18 protein-coding genes are annotated in these 19606 nt (G+C 60.5%); 7 read left to right on the forward strand and 11 right to left on the reverse strand.

What is annotated here, in order from left to right; translation table 11 throughout:
• Positions 1–126 precede the first annotated feature (126 nt).
• Complete coding sequence (locus HAPAU_RS14080; protein ID WP_066383986.1) at positions 127–1323, reverse strand: 3-hydroxyacyl-CoA dehydrogenase; 1197 nt, start codon at positions 1321–1323, stop codon at positions 127–129.
• Positions 1324–1565: 242 nt separating this feature from the next.
• Between HAPAU_RS14080 and HAPAU_RS14085 the strand changes: the two genes are divergently transcribed.
• Positions 1566–2216 (forward strand): enoyl-CoA hydratase/isomerase family protein, encoded by a 651-nt coding sequence (locus HAPAU_RS14085; RefSeq protein ID WP_281177890.1) that lies wholly within the window; start codon positions 1566–1568, stop codon positions 2214–2216.
• A 15-nt stretch (positions 2217–2231) separates the two neighbouring features.
• On the opposite strand, the gene HAPAU_RS14090 is transcribed toward HAPAU_RS14085, so the two are convergent.
• On the reverse strand, positions 2232–3368 hold the full coding sequence (locus HAPAU_RS14090) for an acyl-CoA dehydrogenase family protein (RefSeq protein WP_066383987.1): 1137 nt from the start codon (positions 3366–3368) through the stop codon (positions 2232–2234).
• A 170-nt stretch (positions 3369–3538) separates the two neighbouring features.
• On the opposite strand from HAPAU_RS14090, the gene HAPAU_RS14095 reads away from it, so the two are divergent.
• Complete coding sequence (locus HAPAU_RS14095) at positions 3539–4435, forward strand: CoA transferase subunit A (protein ID WP_066384055.1); 897 nt, start codon at positions 3539–3541, stop codon at positions 4433–4435.
• 70 nt (positions 4436–4505) lie between these two features.
• The gene (locus HAPAU_RS14100) at positions 4506–5270 is read left to right on the forward strand and encodes a CoA-transferase subunit beta (RefSeq protein WP_066383989.1); all 765 of its coding nucleotides are present in this window, start codon (positions 4506–4508) and stop codon (positions 5268–5270) included.
• A gap of 24 nt (positions 5271–5294) precedes the next feature.
• Here HAPAU_RS14100 and HAPAU_RS14105 read toward each other — a convergent pair whose 3' ends face one another.
• The 3 genes from HAPAU_RS14105 to HAPAU_RS14115 all read right to left on the reverse strand — a co-directional run bounded on the left by HAPAU_RS14105 (position 5295) and on the right by HAPAU_RS14115 (position 6961).
• Positions 5295–6341, reverse strand: a complete 1047-nt coding sequence (locus HAPAU_RS14105; RefSeq protein WP_211263584.1) for a zinc-dependent alcohol dehydrogenase — start codon at positions 6339–6341, stop codon at positions 5295–5297.
• 63 nt (positions 6342–6404) lie between these two features.
• Complete coding sequence (locus HAPAU_RS21750; RefSeq protein WP_169802660.1) at positions 6405–6566, reverse strand: hypothetical protein; 162 nt, start codon at positions 6564–6566, stop codon at positions 6405–6407.
• 20 nt (positions 6567–6586) lie between these two features.
• The gene (locus tag HAPAU_RS14115) at positions 6587–6961 is read right to left on the reverse strand and encodes a VOC family protein (RefSeq protein ID WP_066383994.1); all 375 of its coding nucleotides are present in this window, start codon (positions 6959–6961) and stop codon (positions 6587–6589) included.
• Between the two features lie 175 nt (positions 6962–7136).
• Here HAPAU_RS14115 and HAPAU_RS14120 point away from each other — a divergent pair, with 175 nt between their 5' ends.
• Positions 7137–8780, forward strand: a complete 1644-nt coding sequence (locus HAPAU_RS14120; RefSeq protein ID WP_066383996.1) for a thiamine pyrophosphate-binding protein — start codon at positions 7137–7139, stop codon at positions 8778–8780.
• A 152-nt stretch (positions 8781–8932) separates the two neighbouring features.
• Here the strand turns inward: HAPAU_RS14120 and HAPAU_RS14125 are convergent, their stop codons facing one another.
• On the reverse strand, positions 8933–9724 hold the full coding sequence (locus HAPAU_RS14125) for an HpcH/HpaI aldolase family protein (RefSeq protein ID WP_066384002.1): 792 nt from the start codon (positions 9722–9724) through the stop codon (positions 8933–8935).
• Positions 9725–9898: 174 nt separating this feature from the next.
• On the opposite strand from HAPAU_RS14125, the gene HAPAU_RS14130 reads away from it, so the two are divergent.
• Complete coding sequence (locus tag HAPAU_RS14130; RefSeq protein ID WP_211263585.1) at positions 9899–11086, forward strand: CaiB/BaiF CoA transferase family protein; 1188 nt, start codon at positions 9899–9901, stop codon at positions 11084–11086.
• Between the two features lie 22 nt (positions 11087–11108).
• Here the strand turns inward: HAPAU_RS14130 and HAPAU_RS22020 are convergent, their stop codons facing one another.
• Complete coding sequence (locus HAPAU_RS22020) at positions 11109–11348, reverse strand: hypothetical protein (protein ID WP_211263586.1); 240 nt, start codon at positions 11346–11348, stop codon at positions 11109–11111.
• Positions 11349–11814: 466 nt separating this feature from the next.
• Here HAPAU_RS22020 and HAPAU_RS14140 point away from each other — a divergent pair, with 466 nt between their 5' ends.
• On the forward strand, positions 11815–12987 hold the full coding sequence (locus HAPAU_RS14140; RefSeq protein WP_066384007.1) for an MFS transporter: 1173 nt from the start codon (positions 11815–11817) through the stop codon (positions 12985–12987).
• 1153 nt (positions 12988–14140) lie between these two features.
• Positions 14141–14347: a hypothetical protein gene (locus HAPAU_RS22330; protein WP_066384011.1), complete on the forward strand. Its 207-nt coding sequence runs from the start codon at positions 14141–14143 to the stop codon at positions 14345–14347.
• 127 nt (positions 14348–14474) lie between these two features.
• Here the strand turns inward: HAPAU_RS22330 and ggt are convergent, their stop codons facing one another.
• The 4 genes from ggt to HAPAU_RS14170 all read right to left on the reverse strand — a co-directional run bounded on the left by ggt (position 14475) and on the right by HAPAU_RS14170 (position 19426).
• Complete coding sequence (gene ggt / locus HAPAU_RS14155) at positions 14475–16112, reverse strand: gamma-glutamyltransferase (RefSeq protein WP_066384013.1); 1638 nt, start codon at positions 16110–16112, stop codon at positions 14475–14477.
• A gap of 109 nt (positions 16113–16221) precedes the next feature.
• On the reverse strand, positions 16222–17658 hold the full coding sequence (locus HAPAU_RS14160; RefSeq protein WP_066384014.1) for a M20/M25/M40 family metallo-hydrolase: 1437 nt from the start codon (positions 17656–17658) through the stop codon (positions 16222–16224).
• Between the two features lie 176 nt (positions 17659–17834).
• Positions 17835–18242, reverse strand: a complete 408-nt coding sequence (locus HAPAU_RS14165; RefSeq protein ID WP_066384017.1) for a Zn-ribbon domain-containing OB-fold protein — start codon at positions 18240–18242, stop codon at positions 17835–17837.
• A gap of 2 nt (positions 18243–18244) precedes the next feature.
• The gene (locus tag HAPAU_RS14170; protein ID WP_066384019.1) at positions 18245–19426 is read right to left on the reverse strand and encodes a thiolase family protein; all 1182 of its coding nucleotides are present in this window, start codon (positions 19424–19426) and stop codon (positions 18245–18247) included.
• Positions 19427–19606: the final 180 nt, after the last annotated feature.

Here is a 19606-nt window from a genome sequence, read left to right on the forward strand (position 1 = left end):
GATTCGGCGGATCACGTTTGCAACGTTTGGCGTCAGCAACGGTCCCAAATGGGAGAATGTCTCGCCAAAGTCTTGGACCGACCGAACGATACAGCGATTCGTCGAAGAACGTGCGTCCGAAGCCGTTCAGTAGAACGTATTACCGGTCTTTGCCTTCCGGACGAGCAGATCACACGGAAGCGTCTCCGCGAGTTTGTTCTTGTTCTCGTGGTGGCTCGCTACCTCGGTCAGTTTCCGTACGACGAGATCGGTGCCGATCTCGTCGGCCTTCTCCAGTGGCCCTATTGGCCAGTTGCCGCCGAGCCGAGCGCCGGTGTCGATATCCTCGACGCTCGCAACGTCGTTTTCGACCATTTTGGCGGCTTCGTTGATGATCGGCGCCCAGACCAACAGCGTGTCGAACCCCTGTCCGGCATCGACGGGAATTCGTGGTTCGTCGCGTTCGTCGTACTCATAGTACCCGGCGTCGGCCTTCCGGCCGTATCGGCCTTTCTCGTAGAGCTGGTGGAGAAGCGGACAGACTTCCGTGTCGTAGGACATCGGGCGGTCGTCCCCGAGGTGATCTTGTTCGCCCTCGACACGAATCTGGATACCACCCGTGAAATCGGCGAGTTCGAACGGGCCCATCGGGAACCCTTCCTTGTACTTCATCGCGGAGTCGATCTCCTGAAGAGAGTGTTCGCCTCGATAGACCATCCACGCCGGTCCTTCGCCGTACGGACGCATGAGCCGGTTGACGATGAACGAGGGGATGTCTACCTTACAGCGGATCGGCGTTTTCCCAAATGACTCGACGAGCGACTCAGCGGTGTCGGCCACGCCGTCCGGCGTGTGTTCGGTCATGATGACCTCCACGAGCTCCATCAGCATCGGCGGGTTGAACCAGTGTGTTCCGATGACTCGCTCAGGATCCTCGGTCGTCTCGGCGAGTTCGGTAATGTTGAGTCCGGACGTGTTCGTCGCGAGGATGGCGTCTTCGGGTGTCGCCGCGTCAAGGTCCGCGAAGATATCCTGCTTGACCTCCTGCTGTTCGACCGCCGCTTCAATGACGAAGTCTGCGTCGCCAACAGCGTCATCGAACTCGGTAGTGAACGTGAGCCGGTCAAGCGCGGCGTTCGTCTCCGCCCCGGTGGCGCTGTCCTTCTCAACGCTCTTCTCGTAGGACCACTCGATCCGTTTCGCCGCCTCCTCGAGTTGCGACTCGTCGATGTCGGTGATCGTAGTCTGGTACCCGGCCAACGCGGCGACGGCGCCAATTCCGCGCCCCATCTCTCCCGCACCAACCACTGCCACGGTCTCGATATCGTCGATATTCGCGACCATACCCGCATGATTTCCGGGATACTCTATAAGGGTATGCGAAAGCGAGATCGGCCTCTGATTCGGAGCCGCGAGAGCACGTCGTCCGAGTAGAAAGCTCGTCAGATCACCCTCTCGTCGAGCGGTCGGACGGTTGGACGACGACCGGTCCGACGGCCGAACCGCCGCAGGAGGGCAGGACGATCCGTTCGATCCCCGTAACTTACCTCGTAGCGATACCTGATTGCGAGCGATGACGACATCCGATATTCGAGAGATCACCACCAAGTCCGGCCGGCGCTGAAGACGGGTTCTGTGCGGGGGCCGATATCACGGAGATGCCGAACTGGCGCGATGAGATGACCGAAGAGGAGTACGCAGGCTACCTCTGGTCGGTCCAGAACGTCGCTCGGCAGCTCCGACGAATGGAGAAGCCGTCGATAGCAGCGGTCGGCGGGCCCGTGGTCGGTGCGGGCTGTGACTTTGCGCTGGCCTGTGATCTGCGCATCGTCGGTCCGGACGCGATACTCCGGGAAGGATTCGTCCGCGTCGGTCTCGTCCCCGGCGATGGCGGCGGGTGGCTGTTACCGCGTCTCATTGGGGAGGCGAAAGCGAAAGAGTACCTCCTCACCGGCAAGGACATCACCGCCGCGGACGCCGTCGACCTCGGTCTCGCGGTCGACAGCGCGGACGAACCCGTGGAACATGCATACGAACTGGCGGAAGAACTGCTCGAACTTCCCGCGCTGGCGGTTCGACGGACGAACCGGCTCGTCGATCCGGAGCGATCGTTCGAGGAATACTGCGAACGGGCCATCGCGTACCAGTGGGAGTGCGTTACCGATCCCGAACACCGAGAAGCGATCGAAGCCTTCGGTGAGAATCGCGATCCGGAATTCGGCCGCGACTACTCGTAACAGGGGTACCACGGATCATGTGGGGTTCGGCAGCCCGTTTTGCTTGAGTGCGGCCGCGATCTGATTCTTCTGTATCTCGTCGGTACCGGCCGCGAGCCGGCGTCCTCGAGCCAGCCGGTACAGGTACTCGAGGGGATGGCCCTGCTGATACCCGTTCGCTCCGTGGATTTGGAGAGCTTCGCTGACCACGTGCTCGACCATCTCGCTCGCACGGAGTTTGGCCATCGACGCGTCGAGACGGGCGGGAATGCGCCCCTGCTCGTGTGCACGGACCGCCGTTCGATGGGTGAGCGCCCGCGAGGCCTCGAGTTCTGTCGCCGCGTCCGCGAGTTTCCACTCGATCCCCTGGAACTCGTCGATCGGCTGATCGAACTGCGTTCGCTGCTCGGCGTACTCAAGCGCCTTCTCCAGCGCACAGCTCGCGAGCGTGTTCGCCAGCGTGGCGCTTCCCACGCGCTCCCAGTTGAGCGCCCGTAGCTGGTTTTTGAACCCCTCAGGACCGCTCGTAACGACGTTTTCCTCCGGAACGACGACGTCCTCCATGAGGAAATGCGTCTGGTGGTGGCCAGCCATGTTGGCATAGTGTTGCTCAATCTCGACGCCGTCCCAGTCGAACTCGACGATAACCGATCCAAGTCCGTCGGGAAACTGCGTCCAAACGAGCGCCGCACTCGACTGCTCGACATTGCTCACCCACGTTTTCTCGCCGTCGAGCACCAGGTCGTCCCCGTCCTCCTTGATTCGTGTTCGCATTGCGCCGACGTCCGATCCCGCTTCTGGTTCCGAGATACCGATCGCGATGCTGTCTTCTGCGTCGAGGACAGGCGGCAGATATCGTTCCTTGGCATCCTCGGTTCCGAACAGCTCGATCGCTCGCGGCGCGACCAGCTGCTGATTGTAGAGGAACTCCGCGGTGTCGGGACAGATGCGGCCGACGGCCTCGATGGTGAGGATCGCGTCGAGTTCGGTCATTCCGCCGCCGCCGTACTCCTCGGAGAAATTGACGCCCAGGAACCCTCGATCGGCCAACAATTGCGCATTCTCCCACGGCGGCTCGCCATTCCACTCGAACGCTCGATCGGCGAACTCGCGCTCCGCGATGTCCGTGACCGACGAGACCAGTAACTTCTGCTCGGGACTGAGCGAGATCATGTGAAGTGGTATCTTATCTACCGGTATCAATGTACTGTAATCGGATCCCTGACTGTGGGTGAGAGGTGCGCGTGCCGGTACCACCTCGAAGTGCCTCCAAAGGCAATTCTTATGTGCGAAATGCGCCATTCGTTCTGTAGTCCAACATAGCTATGAGCAAGGTCACGTCCATGCATGACGCCATCAGCGACGGCGTCTCCGACGGTGATAGTATCTATCTCGCAGGGTTTACGCACCTCATCCCGTTTGCCACGGGACACGAGATCATCAGGCAGGAAAAGCGAGACCTCGAGCTGATCCGAGCCACGCCAGACCTGATCTACGACCAGCTGATCGCAGCCGGTTGCGCGCGGAAGGCGACATTCTCGTGGGCGGGTAACCCGGGTGTCGGAAGTCTAGCGGCGTTTCGCCGCGCGGCCGAGGACGGGATTCCGACCGATCTGGAACTCGAGGAGTACACGCACTTCGGGTTAATCGCCGCGCTCGACGCCGGAGCGTCGAACCTCCCCTTCGCCCCGCTTCGCGGATTCATCGGTTCGGACCTGCCCGAGCACAACGACAACATCGCTCGCGTCGAGAGCCCGTTCGACGACGACTACGTTTACGCCGTCGCGCCGATCCAGCCGGACGTCGCGGTCATCCGTGCTCAACGAGCCGACGAGGCGGGGAACGCTCACCTCTGGGGAATCCAGGGTGAGGTGAAGATCGCGGGTCTGGCCGCCGACACGGTCGTACTCTCGGTGGAGGATCTCTGTTCTGAGGAGACGATCCGCAGCGATCCGAACCGGACCGTCATTACGAGCGACGACGTCGATCACGTCGTCCACGACCCCTACGGCTCCCACCCGTCGTACGCCCAGGGCTACTACGGTCGGGACAACGAGGCCTACATCGAGTGGGCCGAGATCGCGAGCGACGTCGACCGGGTCGAGGCCTGGCTCGATGAGTGGGTCTACGGCGTCGAAAACCGTCGGGAATACATCGAGAAACTCGGCGCCGGCCGACTACTCGACCTGCAGCCGGAGCACTCGTACGCGACGCCGATCGACATGGGGGCGTACCGATGACCGACTCTCGTCCGAGTGCTCGTGGAAATGGCGGAACCGATCGGTCGACCGAATCTACGGAGGCTACCCAATGAACTATACGAAGAGCGAACTGATGGTGGTGGCGGCCGCGAGGGAACTCGAGAACGACGACTCGGTGCTCGTCGGAATCGGCAAGCCGAATCTGGCGTGTAACGTCGCCAAGCGAACGCACGCCCCGGATTTGAAAATGGTCTACGAGTCGGGAACGATCGGATCGAATCCGTCCTCGCCACCGCTTTCGATCGGCGATCCAGTACTCGCGTCGGGGGCCGTCTCTATCGAACCGATGCGGAACGGGTTCAACTACTACCTTCAGGCCGGCCGCCTCAACGTGGGCTTTCTCGGCGGCGCGCAGATAGACAAGTACGGCAACATCAACTCGACGGTCATCGGCGACTACGACGATCCCGACGTCCGACTACCGGGGAGTGGCGGCGCCTGCGAGATCGCGGGCCACGTCGACCGGACGCTGATGGTCACGCCCCACTCGGAGCGACGGTTTCCCGAATCGGTCGATTTTATCACGAGCCCCGGTTTCGTCGACGGCCGCGAGGGTCGGAAAGAGCTCGGACTCGACGGTGGGCCGGAAGCTGTCATCACCGACCTCGCCGTCTGCCGATTCGACGAGCACGGGGAGATGTACGTCGACACCCTTCACCCGAACGCCTCGCGGGAAGAGGTGCGTGCCGAGACCGGCTGGGAAATCGAGTTCGCCGACGACCTAGGGACGACGCCGGAGCCGAACGAGGAAGAGCTTCGGCTGATCCGCGAGAATCTCGACCCTGACGAGATGTACACCGATCAGGGCGAGTGAGAACCATCGAGTGCTTCTTTCGCGCTACGGATGCAGCGTGATTTTGATTCCTTCTCGTCGACGGGTCGCGTCGAACGCGCGCTCATACTCAGCGAGCGGAAACGACGGACCGAGTGCCGGCGAGAGGTCGGTGTTCTCCGCGATCGCGATCGCCCGTCGCCAGCTCGAGTCGCGCCGGCCGTAGACCGTCGTGATCGAGACGCCCCGCCGAACGAGCCGAGTGAGATCGACGGGAACCGTCTCCGATCCGTGAAAGATGCCGATCTGGACGATTTCGCCGGAGCGACGCGTCGCCGACGACGCGAGCGATACCGCGTCGGGATGACCGGAGGCCTCGACGAAAACGTCGGCCTCCTCGTCGAGTTCCACCTCACTGTTCTCGGCCGTGACCGTACGCGTTGCACCGAGTTCTCGCGCGAGCGGCAGTCGGTCTTGGCGATCGTCCTCCGTGCCGATCACGGTTACCGAACTCGCCCCACCGGCAACCGTCGCGACGAGCGCAGCGATCCCAACTGATCCGGGACCAGAGATCGCGACGCTATCACCGGGTTCGAACTCGGAGCGTTCGATGCCGTGGACAGCCAGTCCAAGCAACTCGAGAAAGACCCCCTCGTCCGCGCTCAGTGAGCCGATTGGATAGAGCCTTTCTTGAGGAACTACGGCGTACTCCGCGAGTGCACCGTCGAGATCCGGATGGAGACCGACGATTCGCCGATCGGGACAGATACCGAACGACCCCGAACGGCAGAATCGACAGTGGCCGCAGCCAAGTACGGGTTCTACCGCGACGCGCGCACCCGCCTCGAGCCCGTCGACATCGGGACCGATCGCATTGATCATGCCGGCGAACTCGTGGCCGAACAGTTGCGGTAGCCGATCGGCGTAGTGTCGTTTGCTCTCGTGCCAGTCATAGATCAGCGCCTCCGCACCGCCGTCGATGCCGACCGACTCGACGCGAATTCGAACCTCGCCGGGTCCCGGCTCAGGGATGGGAACAGACTCGAGTTCCATTCCTGATTCGGGTTGCGTCTTCAGTAGCGCAGTCATTCGATCCGCTGTGTTCAACGTCACATCTGCGGAGACGAGGAGGGAGACCATATAATTCGGGTCAGAGACGCTCGACTCGTCGCCCGTTCATAGACCGGTGACGACTGTATAGAGCACACTGAAGAGGGCGAACCAGAAGAGCGAGCGAAAGAAGAGTTTACTATAGCCGTCTCTGACCGGCATCAGCTCGTGAAACTGGGATTCGGCTTCGCGCAGCGATTCGATAAGACTCTGTTTCTCGTTGCTCATGCGGAGGATTCCACTTTCAGTCACGCCTCGAGGGTTTCGATGAGTTCGACGACGTATCCTTCCGGATCGGTGACGAACGCGATCCGAATCCCCATTTCCTCGATGGTTCGTGGATCTTCGACGACGACGCTATCGTTCCGTTCGACGACCGTCTCGATTGTCTCGGCCATATCGGCGACTTCGACGGCAAGGTGGTCAATGCCGGTTGGTTCGGGATTCCGCTCGGTGTCGTCATGTTTGAACTGGATCTCCGTGTCGCTCTCTCCAGCGACATAGGTGTTCGTTATGCCGTCGAGGTCGAACTCGCGCGTTTGCTCGAGTCCGAGTCCGTCGCAGTAGAAGTCCAGCTGTGCATCGATGTCGTCTACCCAGATGGCCGTATGTAGAACGTCCATGCCATCACTCACCAAAACCTAGTATAAAAGCATATCGTCAGTGACGCCACTTTCGCGCCAGTGTGGTGCGGCGACTGCTGCGCTACGAACGACACGGCGGTTACCGGTGGAAATTACACTGTCTTTCACGAGAGATACCCTATACCTTTACACTGTATTCGGTCTCAATACCGTTATGAAGATCAACGAGGCAATTATCGATTGTCTGACCGAGAATGACGTCGACACGCTGTTCGGTATTCCGGGCAAACAGTCGCTCCCGCTGAACGAGAGCATCAGCGAGCGCGACGATATCCGGTTCATCATGGCTCGCCACGAAACTGCCGTCTCGCATCAGGCATGGGGGTACGCGGAGACCAGCGGCGGAATGGCCGCCACCGTGGTCATCCCCGGACCAGGCGATATGAACGCGATGAACGGGCTAAAAAACGCACTGAATGACTGTACGCCGCTCCTTCACATCGCCGTCGAGACCGAACCGGAGATTCGCGGCGGCGACGGGATCCACGAGACGCCCCCGGACACCTACGACAACGTCGTTAAGGAAAACATCACCGTCGAAACGCCACAGAGTACTGTCGCCGAACTCAAGCGGGCGATCGACGCCGCACAGACGGCTCCGAAAGGCCCCGTCCGGATCGGAATTCCGAAAAACTTCCTCAAGATGGACGTTCCGCTCGCCGAGAGGGGCGAGCTCGAGCGCCAGTCGTTCAACGGCGTCCCCGACGCGGAGGTTGATGTCGCGGCTGACCTCCTCGCTGAGGCCTCGAACCCGGTCATCATTGCCGGCGGCGGGATCAGAGCGTCCGAGGCGAGCGACGAGTTGACGGCAGTTGCCGAGCGTCTTGAAGCGCCGGTCGTTCTCACGTACAAGGGGAAAGCGGTCTTTCCCGACGAACACGAACTCATGGGCGGAATACTGTGCGGTGGGACCGGAACCGCTGTGAAGGAACTCATCGCCGACGCGGACGCGGCGCTCGCTGTCGGAACCGACTTCGACGCGGTTACCATGCAGAACTGGTCAATCGAAGTACCGGACGATCTGGTCCATGTGACGCTCGGCGCCGACGACATCGGAACCGGCTACGACCCTACGATCGCGATCGTTGCCGACGCCGCCAGAACGCTCGACGAACTTGACGGCGCGCTTTCGGAACGGTCGATCGCTGAGGTAACCGGAGCGAAACGCGCGCAGGCGACCAAGGAGGCGATCGACGAGCGCCTCGAGGAGTTACGAGCGGTGTCGGACGCGCCGCTAACGTCGGTCAAGGCGCTGGACGCTATCCGAGGAGGGACACCCCGCGATGCGATCGTCGCCGTCGACGCGGGCGGATTCCGACTGTGGACGCTGCTGATGTTTTCGACGTACGAACCCCGCGATTACGTCAATCCGGGCTCGTGGGCGACGATGGGGTCAGGGCTTCCCTCCGCGATCGGGGCGAAGGTAGCTAACCCCGAACAGGACGTTGTGGCGCTCACCGGAGACGGGGGACTGCTGATGTGCCTTCACGAACTGCACACGTTGGCCGACGAGGAAATCGACGTGACCGTCGTCGTGCTCAACAACAGTGACTACGCCATCATCAGCGAGGAAGCCGGGCGGAGCTACCGGATGGACGAGGGTGAGTACGGCTGGGAAGAGAATCCAGTGTCGTACACGACCGTAGCCGACGGACTCGGAATCGATGCCAAACGGGCGGAGACGCCGGACGAAATCGAAGCGACCGTCGCCGGTGCGATCGCGAGCGACGGTCCAACGCTCGTAGAGATTCCGACCGACCCCTACGAACCGCAGTCCGGCGTCTGGATGAACAAATAAGGGAACAGTATAGCCGTCTCGAGCCCCCAGATTTAACCACCGCACTCTGGTTCCGGGCTCCGCAACAGTTCCCGAACGACTCTCACACCGTGCCAAACTGGCAACTGAGACCAGAACGACCCGGTCGCCCGCGTATCACCGAACAGCCGCGGTTACTCGTGTCGGGAGACGCTCTCCTCGTACGCTTCGCGGATCCGTTCGCCGGTTTCAATGAGCGTCGTCATGTCCTTCCCCGCGATTTGAAAGTCGAACCCTCGTTCGACACGATCCTTGACGTCGGCTTCGCGAACCGTGAGCGTGCCGACAGGCGTGTCGGAGTCCGCTCCGGCTTCGATAGTGCGAGCCATCGCGTCGGTGAGCTCGGGTGAGTCCCACTCGGCGAAGACGCCGAGCGACGCCGAGAGATCGGCTGGTCCGATAAAGAGTGCGTCGATCCCGTCCAGTGCCGCGATGTCGGCGGCGTGTTCGACGCCGGTGGGCGTTTCAATCTGTGCGATCGTGAGCAACGATCGGTGCTCCTCCGCGACGTAGTTGACGAAATTCTGGCCGTAGCCGGCCGCCCGACCCGACGCGATTCCGCGATGACCGTCGGGCGGATACCGCATCGCCCGTACGAGTTCGGTGGCAGCGTCTGGCGTGTCGATCATCGGAACCATGATCCCGTCGATCCCGATATCGAGGATTCGTTTGATCCGGACCGAGTCGTTCCAGGCAGGCCGGACGATTACCCCGAGTTCTCCGGGTGAGGCAGCGGCCGCACGGACGAGTTGGGCAACGGTCTCGAGACTCATCGCGGTGTGTTCCGTGTCGATGAGAACGAAGTCGAACCCTGCTCTCGCGGCCGCTTCGACTATCGCCGGGTGGCCGATCGATACCCATGTTCCGAGAACGTTGCTGTCGGTAAATCGAGACACGAAGCTCTCCCCGTTCGCGTCAGTTGTCATCGTGCCCGCGCTTTCGATGCGAGTAGCAAAAGCATGTGGGTTGAAATGACACACATCATTTAAGGATGATTCTTCCCGACGGCGGTCGATTTCGAGGGTGTGGGACCGGTTTGTGTATATATGTGTGTTATTTCTTCCCAAAGAACTTTCTCGGACGGTATTATCGAAGGTAGTGTGAAGCCCTTAGACGATCTGACCGTCGTTGATTTTACACAATCGATAGCGGGTCCCGTCTGTACGCAATTGCTCGCTGAGATGGGGGCGACCGTTCTGAAGGTCGAACCGCCGTCGGGCGATTCGTTTCGAAACTTGATGAACGGGAATATGTTCGCCTCCTTCAACCACGGCAAGCAGAGCCTGTGTGTCAATATCAAAACCGATGCGGGGCTCTCGATCGTCACAAAACTCGTCGACGAAGCCGACGTGATTGTGGAGAGTTTTCGGCCCGGCGTCCTCGAGAAGTACGATCTCGACTACGAGTCGGTCACCACGCGAAACGAAGACGTCGTCTACTGCTCGTTATCGGGTTTCGGCCATACCGGTCCGTATCAGTCGTATCCCGGCTACGATCCCAGTATTCAGGCCGTATCGGGACTCATGGCAACCACCGGCTACAGTGATCGGCCGCCGGTCCGTATCCGCGCGAGTCTGATCGACTGCGGAACGGGTGCGAACGCGGCGTTCGCAATCCTCGCCGCCGTGCGCCACCGTGACCGCAGCGGAGACGGGACTCACATCGACATCTCGCTGTTCGATGTCGCGATCTCCTGGATGTCCTACTGGATCACGAACTACGACCAGACGGGAGAGCTACCCGAGCGCGCGGGAGGCAAGGGCATCGGCAGCGCGCCGAACGGTGTCTTCCCGACGGCCGACGGACACATCTATGTCGCGACGCTCTCGGAGATGATGTACGAGCGGCTCTGTACGGTCCTCGATCGAACGGACCTGCTCGAGGAGGATCGGTTCCAAACGATCGACGACCGCATGGACCACCGAGAAGCGCTTCGGGACGAACTCATCCCGGAGTTCACGGGGTTCACGTCGACGGAACTCGAGCAAAAACTACTCGAGGCACAGATTCCGGCGGGAGCAGTCCGGACCGTCCGCGATCTCGTGGAGAACGATGAGCACGTCGAGGCACGGTCGATGATCGTCGACAGCTACAATCCGGAGGTCGACGAACAGGTCCTAACGGCGTCGCTCCCGTTTCATTTCAATTCGGGGATTCACGACGGGCAGTTCTCCTCGCGACCGCCGAAGAAGGGCGAACACACTGATCACATCCTTGAGGCCTTGTTGTACTCGAAAAACGAGATCGAGCAATTTTACGAGAACGATGCGGTCATCTCGAGTTCTTAACACAGCCCCGACTCGGAAGCCGTCAGCTCTCGGGGATTCGAAACGCTAAGAGAAACATTCCGGCGGCAAACACGGCCAGAACGGTGAACATCTCGTCGAAAAAACCTCGGTCGGCCACGACACCGAATAGGACCGGGCTCGCCGCACCAGTTGTGAAGCCGACGGATTGGAGGATTCCGAATCCCGTTCCGCGGATCTCCTCGGGCAGAGAGTAAAGCAACGACGGTTCGACGACCGTCGCGAATCCGAGCAGGGTGCTCACGAGGGCCGTGATCGTGATACGTATCCAGAGAGGTCGTCGACGTATGGGAGCGCGATGAGGCCGATCATCGGGCCGCTCGCGACGATTGTGAGCGAGCGGCGGATGCCAAATCGATCGTACGAACTCCCGGCGAGCGGCTTGATGAGAAGGCCCCGAATAGGAAACTGGCGACGGTCGTCGAGAACCTCTTTACCTCTACCAGATATGTCGGATAGAAGCTCGTGAACGCCTGCCAGACGAAGAGCCCGAGAATCAACACTGTCGTCGCGTACACGACCGACGGCTGGCGAAACACCGACCTAAGAGCTGGGGATCGTCGCGGCCGAACACGTCCTCGGTCTCCCGAAATCCTACTGAGACCGCGTCGCTCGGTCGTCGCCGAGAGCGGTGTGGTTTGCCGGAAAATCCACACTAATTGGATCGCATTGTGAGTACAGACCATGACTGCGTCAATACGAGAGGAACGATGACATGGCAGTATAAGCACACGGTACTCACGCTCTGTACGTTCGCGTTCTTCGCGACGATGGTCGCGCGTCTCGCTATCAGCCCCGTTGTGCCCGCTATCACCGACGATTTTCAGATCGGAAATACCGTTATCGGCATCGCACTAACCGGGATGTGGTTGTCCTACGCGATCATGCAATTTCCCAGCGGTATTCTTGCCGATCGGTTCGGGGAGCGATCAATTATTCTGGTGTCGGTAGGCGGAACAACCGTAATGAGCATTCTCCTGGCACTCTCTCCGGTTTACGCCGTCTTCGTGCTCGCCATGGTCGTACTCGGGGCCGTCGCCGGACTCCACTATAGTGCAGCGACGACGCTTCTCAGCCGGACGTACGATAACCTGGGATTCGCTATCGGCGTCCATACGATCGGCTCGTCGGCGGCGGGACTGGTTGCACCTATCGCCGCGGCGTGGATCAGCATACAGTACGGGTGGCGGCCGGCCGTCGCGTTCGGATCTATCGTCGCCGCCCCGATATTCGCGCTGTTCGTCTGGCGAATCCACCCTGTTGATCCCCATCGGCCCGAGCAACCGCTCAGACAGCGATTTCAACTTGAGGAGGTTACGAACATTCTCAGCAAGCCAGAGATCGCTTTTACCGTTGCCATTGCATCTGTCGGCGCGTTCGTCTGGCAAGGAACGGCATCGTTCCTGCCGACGTTTCTCGTCGAGCATCGCGGTCAGTCGGCGACGCTTTCCGGTATCGTCTTCTCCGCGTACTTCGTCATTCAGTCGATCGTCAAACCCGGAATCGGTGCGGTGTCAGACCGCTTCGGTCGCGACGTGACGACCTTCGGTTGCATGGTCACCAGTGCAGCGGGGTTAGGCCTGTTCGTCACGGTTCGCGGGGTCCTCGGTATCGCTGGTGGCCTCGTATTGATCGGCAACGGATTGAGCTGGGCGGTCGCTGTAGAGCCGCGGTTTATGGACAACATGACCAACGAAGAGCGCGGCGCCGGCTTCGGACTCGTCAGGACAGTGTATCTCGTCGTCGGCTCGTTTGGCTCCGTTGTAGTCGGGCTCTTTGCCGACATCTACGGATGGGGAACATCGTTCGGTATGCTCATAGTTCTCTTGCTCCTTGTCGCTATTGCGCTGACCGTCAACTGGCTCCTGGATCTCGGTTACTGACCGACTGCGGCGTTGATTCCGGCCCGTCCAACAGCAGTCCTCGTCGATCGACGTCTCAACAGGCGTGATACCCGATAAGAACACGTGCCTGTATCCCATCCGAAGTCGACGTCGACGCCCCTCTAATAGGCGGTTTCGCTGACTACGTTCAAATCCTCCACTAGCTCGTTTCCTGCAGTCGGATTAATGATAGTCTTTCGCATACCGACTCTCAGTTGGCCGATCGAGCATACAATACTGATCATGCCCGCATTCGTCTCAAGACGGATGCGACGCTGTGATCGACTACAGAAGTCGCCACGATCAGTGACGTCGATGTTACGATCAACCACCTCGACGGACCGTTTACTCGCGTCGGATTTGACGTGTTGCGAACGAACGGGCCAATGGTCGTCTGCGGACGGACGGTGGGCCAATTTCCCGAATTCGACGCTCGAAATCTGTTTTTCGGTCATAAGTGTCTCTTCGGAAGCACACTCGGAACACAGGTCGACCTCGAGCGACTCGTCGATTTCGCCGAAAGCGGGCGATTGAACTTGGTCATCGCTAGAGAGTACTCGTTTGCCGGACACGGCACAGATGATGGGCGACATGCAATCTCGGGATCTGGTCAGAAAGCTCGTCGTGTGTCCACAGCGGTGAGTTCGAAACTATCGATTCTGACAGCGGAGCGTATGGACCCGTAATCTCCTTCACGAACGTCAGCAGGTCGTCAAGTACCTCGACTGAACGTACGGCGACGGAGGCGCAAACGAGAGGACAGCGTCGGACGGATTCGATCTGGTCGAGTTCACTCCATCAGATCACCCGACCGAAGGGAGGAGGCACCTGATTTCACCTGTCCGCTCGTGTCCAAGGAGTACTGAGAGAATACATCGTTGTTCGACCTGATCACGAAGAACACGTGTTGCTAGTGTTTTATCCGTTGAACTGGGGCGGAAAGTCGGTATACTGGTGGAAAGAGATTCGCGAACGCGGGTGGGGAGACGAACAGACGGTGGTCGGCGTCGGAATCTCACCTAAATTGCGAGGCAGAGGCCCCTTCCTCAACGGAGTGAGCGAAGCGAACGGAGTAGGGAGGGGAGGAGCCGACAATTCCGCACGAACAACGTTCGATCACCAGTGATTCATCGAGCACCAGAGTCTCCAACACTTGCTCTACTCCGATCCCGAAAACGACGTCGTTGAACGCTACGGTGTCATCCATGACCTCGACGGAATGACGGGGCTGTCGGAATCTCGCCCTGCGATGTTTCTGATCAGAAACGAACTGTCCATCGACTACACGTGGGTCGCCGACGAGTGGCCACAGTCACCGCCGTACGACGAAATCGAGGCAGATTGGTCGGAGCAGGCCTGAATCAGTTGTCCTTTTCTTCCAGCGACAGCGGCGATATCTAATAGCGAATTCGAGGAACCATCAACGGATCTGGTGGCGCGTAGAACGCGTAGAAATGCGCTGCCTCCGTCAAACTAATACCGGTCGGTCAGAACCCGACGACGGACCCGTCTTTGCGCGGATCGGTGGCACCCGAGAGCGTCCCGTCGGCATTGCGAGTGATCTGACTGCCGCCGAAGTATCCCGGCGGTCGTATCCGTACCTCATGGCCGCGTCGAGCGAGTTTCGTCAGCACATTCCCGTCGTAGCGCCCTTCGACGGCGAGCTGACCGTCGACTTGATAGCGCCATCGAGGGTAATCCATCGCCTCCTGAAGCGACATCCCGTCTTCGAGGAGATTCAGGAGGACCTGGAGATGCCCCTGAGGTTGCATGTAGCCACCCATGACGCCGAACGCGGCCCAGTCGGAATCGTCGAGCCGCGCCAATCCGGGGATGAGCGTGTGGAACGGTCGCTTCCCGGGCTCGATCCGGTTCGGATGGTCCGGATCCAGCGAGAACGAACTTCCGCGGTTCTGGAGGGCGACACCGGTATCGCCCGCGACGACGCCGCTGCCGAAGTCCTTGAAGCGGGAGTTGATGTACGAGACGATGTTCCCCTGCTCGTCGGCGACGGTCAGGAGCACGGTGTCAGCGTCCTCGGCGCTCCCGTTCACGCTCGGGTGTCCGATATCGACGTCCTGAGTCGCTTCGGCCCTGATTTCGTCGGCACGCTCGGCCGCGTACGCCTTGGAGGCGAGATCCGGGACGTCCTCGTAGTCGGAATCGGTGACGTGAAAGAGACCGTCGGTCAGAGCCCGTTTCGCCGCCTCGATGGCAAGGTGGATCCGTTCCGGTGAGTCCGGCGGGTGGTCGCCCGCCCCGAGCGCCTCGGCGATATTTAGGGCCTCAAGCGCGACGATCCCCTGATTGTTCGGCGGCAATTGGAAGATCTCGGCTCCGTCGTAGGTCGTACTAATCGGGTCGACATACTCCGGTTCGAAGGTCGACAGATCCTCGAGTGTCAGAAAGCCGCCGCGCGATTGGACCGCCGAGACGATCGTTTCGGCGATCTCGCCCTCGTAGAAGACATCCGCTCCTTCCTCAGCGATCCGCCGCATCGTCTCGCCGAGCGCGGGCAGACGGACGTGTTCGCCGACATCGGGGGCATGACCGTTAAGTAGGTACGCGTCGCGAGCGTTGTCGTCTCGGAGCACTGACGCCGCCTCTGACCACTGATTTGCGATGATCTCCGAAACCGGGAACCCCTCGGTCGCGTACTCGATTGCCGGCTCGAGCACCCGCTCGAAGGACAGCGTGCCGAGATCCTCGACAGTGCGTTCCCAGCCGCGAGCGGTACCCGGAACGGTGATCGTGTACGGACCGTAAATGGGCATCTTCGCTGCGTCGGGTTCGACGCCCTGATCGGTGGCGATCCGGTCGCGAACGCGCTCGAGAGTCGCGTCGCCGGGTGCACCGCCGCAGCTTCGAAACGCACCGACCTTGCCGTCGGCAGTCCGGTAGAGTGCGAAGACGTCGCCGCCAAGTCCGGTACTGGTCGGTTCGACGACGTTCAGAGCCGCAGCGGTCGTCACAGCCGCGTCGAACGCATTACCGCCCTCGCGAAGGATCGTTGCCCCGGCTTCGGCGGCGAGCGGTTGGCTGGTCGCAATGATTCCGTTCGGTGCGTACACAGTTGATCGTCGCGAGATGAACTGATCGAGATCTGGCACTTGCTGTCCATCCATACGAAAGGAGTGGATAGATAGAGCAAAAATATTATTGTTCAAAAACCCAAGAGTAGTGTGGAATTAAATCCAAAAAACCACCATTGTTAGCGAACAGAATCCTTTCAGTTTAGGAATTCGTCGATACCAACTCAAGGTTCGCGTCTGCGAGTTCCGAGAGGAGCGCCACTGTCGTTCGCGCGCCGGCGCGGACGCAGGAGAGCTTGATGTTTTCGTCCGGTGCGTGGTTGTTCTCATCCTCGTTCGCGTACGGGATGACGAGACATGGGACGTCAAGGGCGTCGGCGAAGACGTACGTCGGCACCGAACCGCCCAGTGCGGGTTTCAGGATCGGTTCGGTGTCCCAACCGTCGCGGACCGCCCGCATTGCTGGCTCGACGACGGGGCTGTCCGCCGACGTCCGCTGTGGCGCCATCGCCGCGGTACGGCTGAGTTCGACGTCGATCCCAGCCGGCGTGTGTTCTCGGACGTGTCGTTCGAGCGCATCGTAAACGGCTGCAGGATCTTGATCGGCGACCAGTCGGTAATCGATTTTCGCGCGGGCTTGATCCGGAAGAACGGTCTTCATTCCCTCGCCCCGATATCCCGCGTCGAGCCCCGCCACGTTCAGGTTCGGGCGTGTGAGCAACCGCTCGACGTATCCCTCGCCGGGATTGGTCGCGAGGGCATCGAGGCCGAGATCAGACAGAATGTCCTCCTCGTCGACTGGGATCGCGCCGAGGACGTCCCAGTCCCGCTCGGTCAGGGGCCGTACGTCGTCGTAGAATCCATCGAGCGTGCTGCGTCCGTACTCGTCCGTTAGTGACGCTAGGAGGCTCGCGATCGCAGTCGCTGGGTTGGGTACGGGGCCGCCGAAATTACCGGAGTGCAGGTCTCGGTTCGCACCTTGAGCCTCGATGTCGACGTACAGCAATCCGCGCGCACCAAGAAGGACGTGCGGCCGGCCCGACGAGTCGATCGGCCCGTCGGCAACAATCGCAACGTCCGAGTCGAACTCGTCGCTGTGCTCGCGGACGAGCCACTCGAGGTTCTCGCTTCCGCTCTCCTCCTCCCCTTCGATCAAGAGGACGACGTCGGCCGGTAATCCGGTCGTTTCGCGCAGCGCCCGAATCGCACATAGGTGTGCGAACCACTGTCCCTTATTGTCGCCCGCGCCGCGGGCGTAGAGTCGCTGCTTGCCGTCGGGACCGTCCCGGACGGTCGGTTCGAACGGCGGCGAGGTCCACTCAGCCGCTGTCGCTGGCTGGACGTCGTAGTGACCGTAGAGTAGAACGGTCGGGCAACTCTCACCGTTGCTGGTGTTTCCGTCAATTTTACTATCACGATCTGCTCTCGCGTGAGCGACGATGGCTGGCTGACCCGCAGTCTCGACGATTTCCGCCTCGTCACAGCCGTACTCGATACACAAGTCCCTGACCATCAACGAACACTCGGGTATCCCTTCACCGGTCGCGCTGATCGAGGGCTGGGCCAGCAGTGCCTCGAGATCAGCAAAAAACGTCTCATCGTGGTGTTCGAGGGCATTTTCGAGATCCGACTCGCTCACGGTCGGTGCACCTCGTCGGACTGCCGGCTGGCTTTGTGTGACATAGTGGTGAGATTTTCCTACCAAGAACAAAGCTTTACTGCTAGTGACAACGGCGCCTCGCGAATATTCCTTCGTTCTCCCGATAAAGAGGGACGGATGGTTGGTTTCAGCGGACTTGCGAGGGCGAGCGGGCGTCACTCGTCGCCATCGATCGTCGTCGCCGCGAAGAACGGATACTCCGAGCGGCAACCTCGATCGTAGTTGTGCGGATACTCGCGCGGTTCGACTCTTACGCGATCACCGAGTACGAGATCAGCGTACGCCTCGTCGATCGCGGTCAGTAGTCGCGGCCCTTCGTCTAGTTCGACGACGCCCGCGACGATCTCATCGGGAAACCCGTCGGCCGTGGCGTGCTGTCGGGTGAACGAGTAGAGTTCTCCGGTCCCGTTTGACTCGATCCAATCGACGGACCACGAGTGACAACTCGGGCAGACCGGTGCAGGCGGAAAGAACCGTTCCTCGCAATCATTGCAGGTGTGAATCAGAAATCGACCGTCGGAGAGCGCCTCCCAGAACCGCTCGGTATAGGACGTCTCGCACATTGTTACTCACCCTTCGCGAAGACCGTAGCGGTCGCTCCGTTGACGTGGCCGTGTTCCGAGGTCGTTAGGACATAGTTCGCGTCCAAAACCTGTGTCGATGCAGTCCCTCTGAGCTGGCGAACCGCTTCCACGTAGTTGTACAGCGGCGTCACCATCGGCGGGTGACCTCGCCCGAGACAGCCGCCCGACGGACTGATTGGAAACTCGCCGTCGGCTGCAGTTCGCCCGTCAAGGCAGGCCTCGAGGCCCGCACCTCGGTCGACCAGCCCCAACTCTTCGGTGATGATCGCCTCGATATGAGGAAAGGGGGCGTACGGCTCGTAAACGTCGATTTCGTCACGAGCGCGGCCCCCGTCTCGGCTCGCCTCCCGCGCCGCCTTTCGGACGGCGGGGAGTTCGGTGATCGACTCGTCGCGGGTCATCAGTAGGTGACTCGCGGCATGGTGGCTCCCCAACCCCGCCACTTCAACCGTTCCCTCGGTTTCGCTACTCGTATCACTGCCATCGCCGTCGTCGCTCGTCACTACTAGTGCCGCGCCGCCGTCACAGGGCGCTGGGCATTCGTACAATCTGATGGGGTCGGCGATCGGACGCGAACCGAGGACTGCCTCCCGGTCGACGGGCTTGTCGAAGAGTGTGTCGGGATCGGCGGCCGCGTTGTCACGGTTCTTGACGACGATCTCGGCGAGATCCTCGCGCTTGACGTCGTACTCGTGACAGTACCGCTGCATACTCTGGGCGTAGACACCCGGGATTGACATCCCGATCGGGGACTCGAAGTTGGCGTCGAAGGTACTGAGAATGTAATCGAAGTACGGACCGGTCGTTTCGATCACCGAGTTGCGTTCGACTGCGAATACGAGAGCCGTGTCGACCGCGCCGCTCCGGACGTCCGAAACGGCCGTCTGAAACGCTTTCCCGCCGCTGGTTCCGCCCGTCGAGACCTCGATTGTCCGATCGACCTCGAGTCCGAGCAGGTGTAACAGGTTCGTAGAAAAGAACTTCTGCTTTGTCCATGGCCGCGGCGAGGGCATGTAGAGTCCGTCGACGTCCGCCATCGACACGGCGGCGTCCTCAAGCGCCTCGTGGATGACGTCTATTGCCAGTTCCCGCTCCGGAATCGAATATGTCCCGTTCGGGAGCAGTCCGATGCCGGCGACGGATGCAGTGCGAGTTACTGTCATGCGGTAACGCACCGTACAGTCCAGTCCGTCTTACGTCTAGGTGTTCGGGATAGATATCGATGGAGAACAGGCAAAGCTGTGTGATTACAATCAATTCCGATGAATCGGCCAGGGAGGCCGATAACCATCTCAATCGAGGTAGGTCTCCGCCAGCAATTATGCTATAGTGAGGTGTGAGAT

Origin of the sequence: Halalkalicoccus paucihalophilus (assembly GCF_001593955.1) — an archaeon.
GTDB classification, from domain to species: Archaea; Halobacteriota; Halobacteria; order Halobacteriales; family Halalkalicoccaceae; genus Halalkalicoccus; species Halalkalicoccus paucihalophilus.

Excerpts from the sequence above, each read along its gene's own strand:
- HAPAU_RS14080 (WP_066383986.1), bottom strand. The coding sequence starts at position 1,323 with ATGGTCGCGAATATCGACGATATCGAGACCGTGGCAGTGGTTGGTGCG.
- HAPAU_RS14090 (WP_066383987.1), bottom strand. The coding sequence starts at position 3,368 with ATGATCTCGCTCAGTCCCGAGCAGAAGTTACTGGTCTCGTCGGTCACG.
- HAPAU_RS14095 (WP_066384055.1), top strand. The coding sequence starts at position 3,539 with ATGCATGACGCCATCAGCGACGGCGTCTCCGACGGTGATAGTATCTAT.
- HAPAU_RS14100 (WP_066383989.1), top strand. The coding sequence starts at position 4,506 with ATGAACTATACGAAGAGCGAACTGATGGTGGTGGCGGCCGCGAGGGAA.
- HAPAU_RS21750 (WP_169802660.1), bottom strand. The coding sequence starts at position 6,566 with ATGAGCAACGAGAAACAGAGTCTTATCGAATCGCTGCGCGAAGCCGAA.
- HAPAU_RS14115 (WP_066383994.1), bottom strand. The coding sequence starts at position 6,961 with ATGGACGTTCTACATACGGCCATCTGGGTAGACGACATCGATGCACAG.
- HAPAU_RS14120 (WP_066383996.1), top strand. The coding sequence starts at position 7,137 with ATGAAGATCAACGAGGCAATTATCGATTGTCTGACCGAGAATGACGTC.
- HAPAU_RS14125 (WP_066384002.1), bottom strand. The coding sequence starts at position 9,724 with ATGACAACTGACGCGAACGGGGAGAGCTTCGTGTCTCGATTTACCGAC.
- HAPAU_RS14140 (WP_066384007.1), top strand. The coding sequence starts at position 11,815 with ATGACATGGCAGTATAAGCACACGGTACTCACGCTCTGTACGTTCGCG.
- ggt (WP_066384013.1), bottom strand. The coding sequence starts at position 16,112 with ATGGATGGACAGCAAGTGCCAGATCTCGATCAGTTCATCTCGCGACGA.
- HAPAU_RS14165 (WP_066384017.1), bottom strand. The coding sequence starts at position 18,242 with ATGTGCGAGACGTCCTATACCGAGCGGTTCTGGGAGGCGCTCTCCGAC.
- HAPAU_RS14170 (WP_066384019.1), bottom strand. The coding sequence starts at position 19,426 with ATGACAGTAACTCGCACTGCATCCGTCGCCGGCATCGGACTGCTCCCG.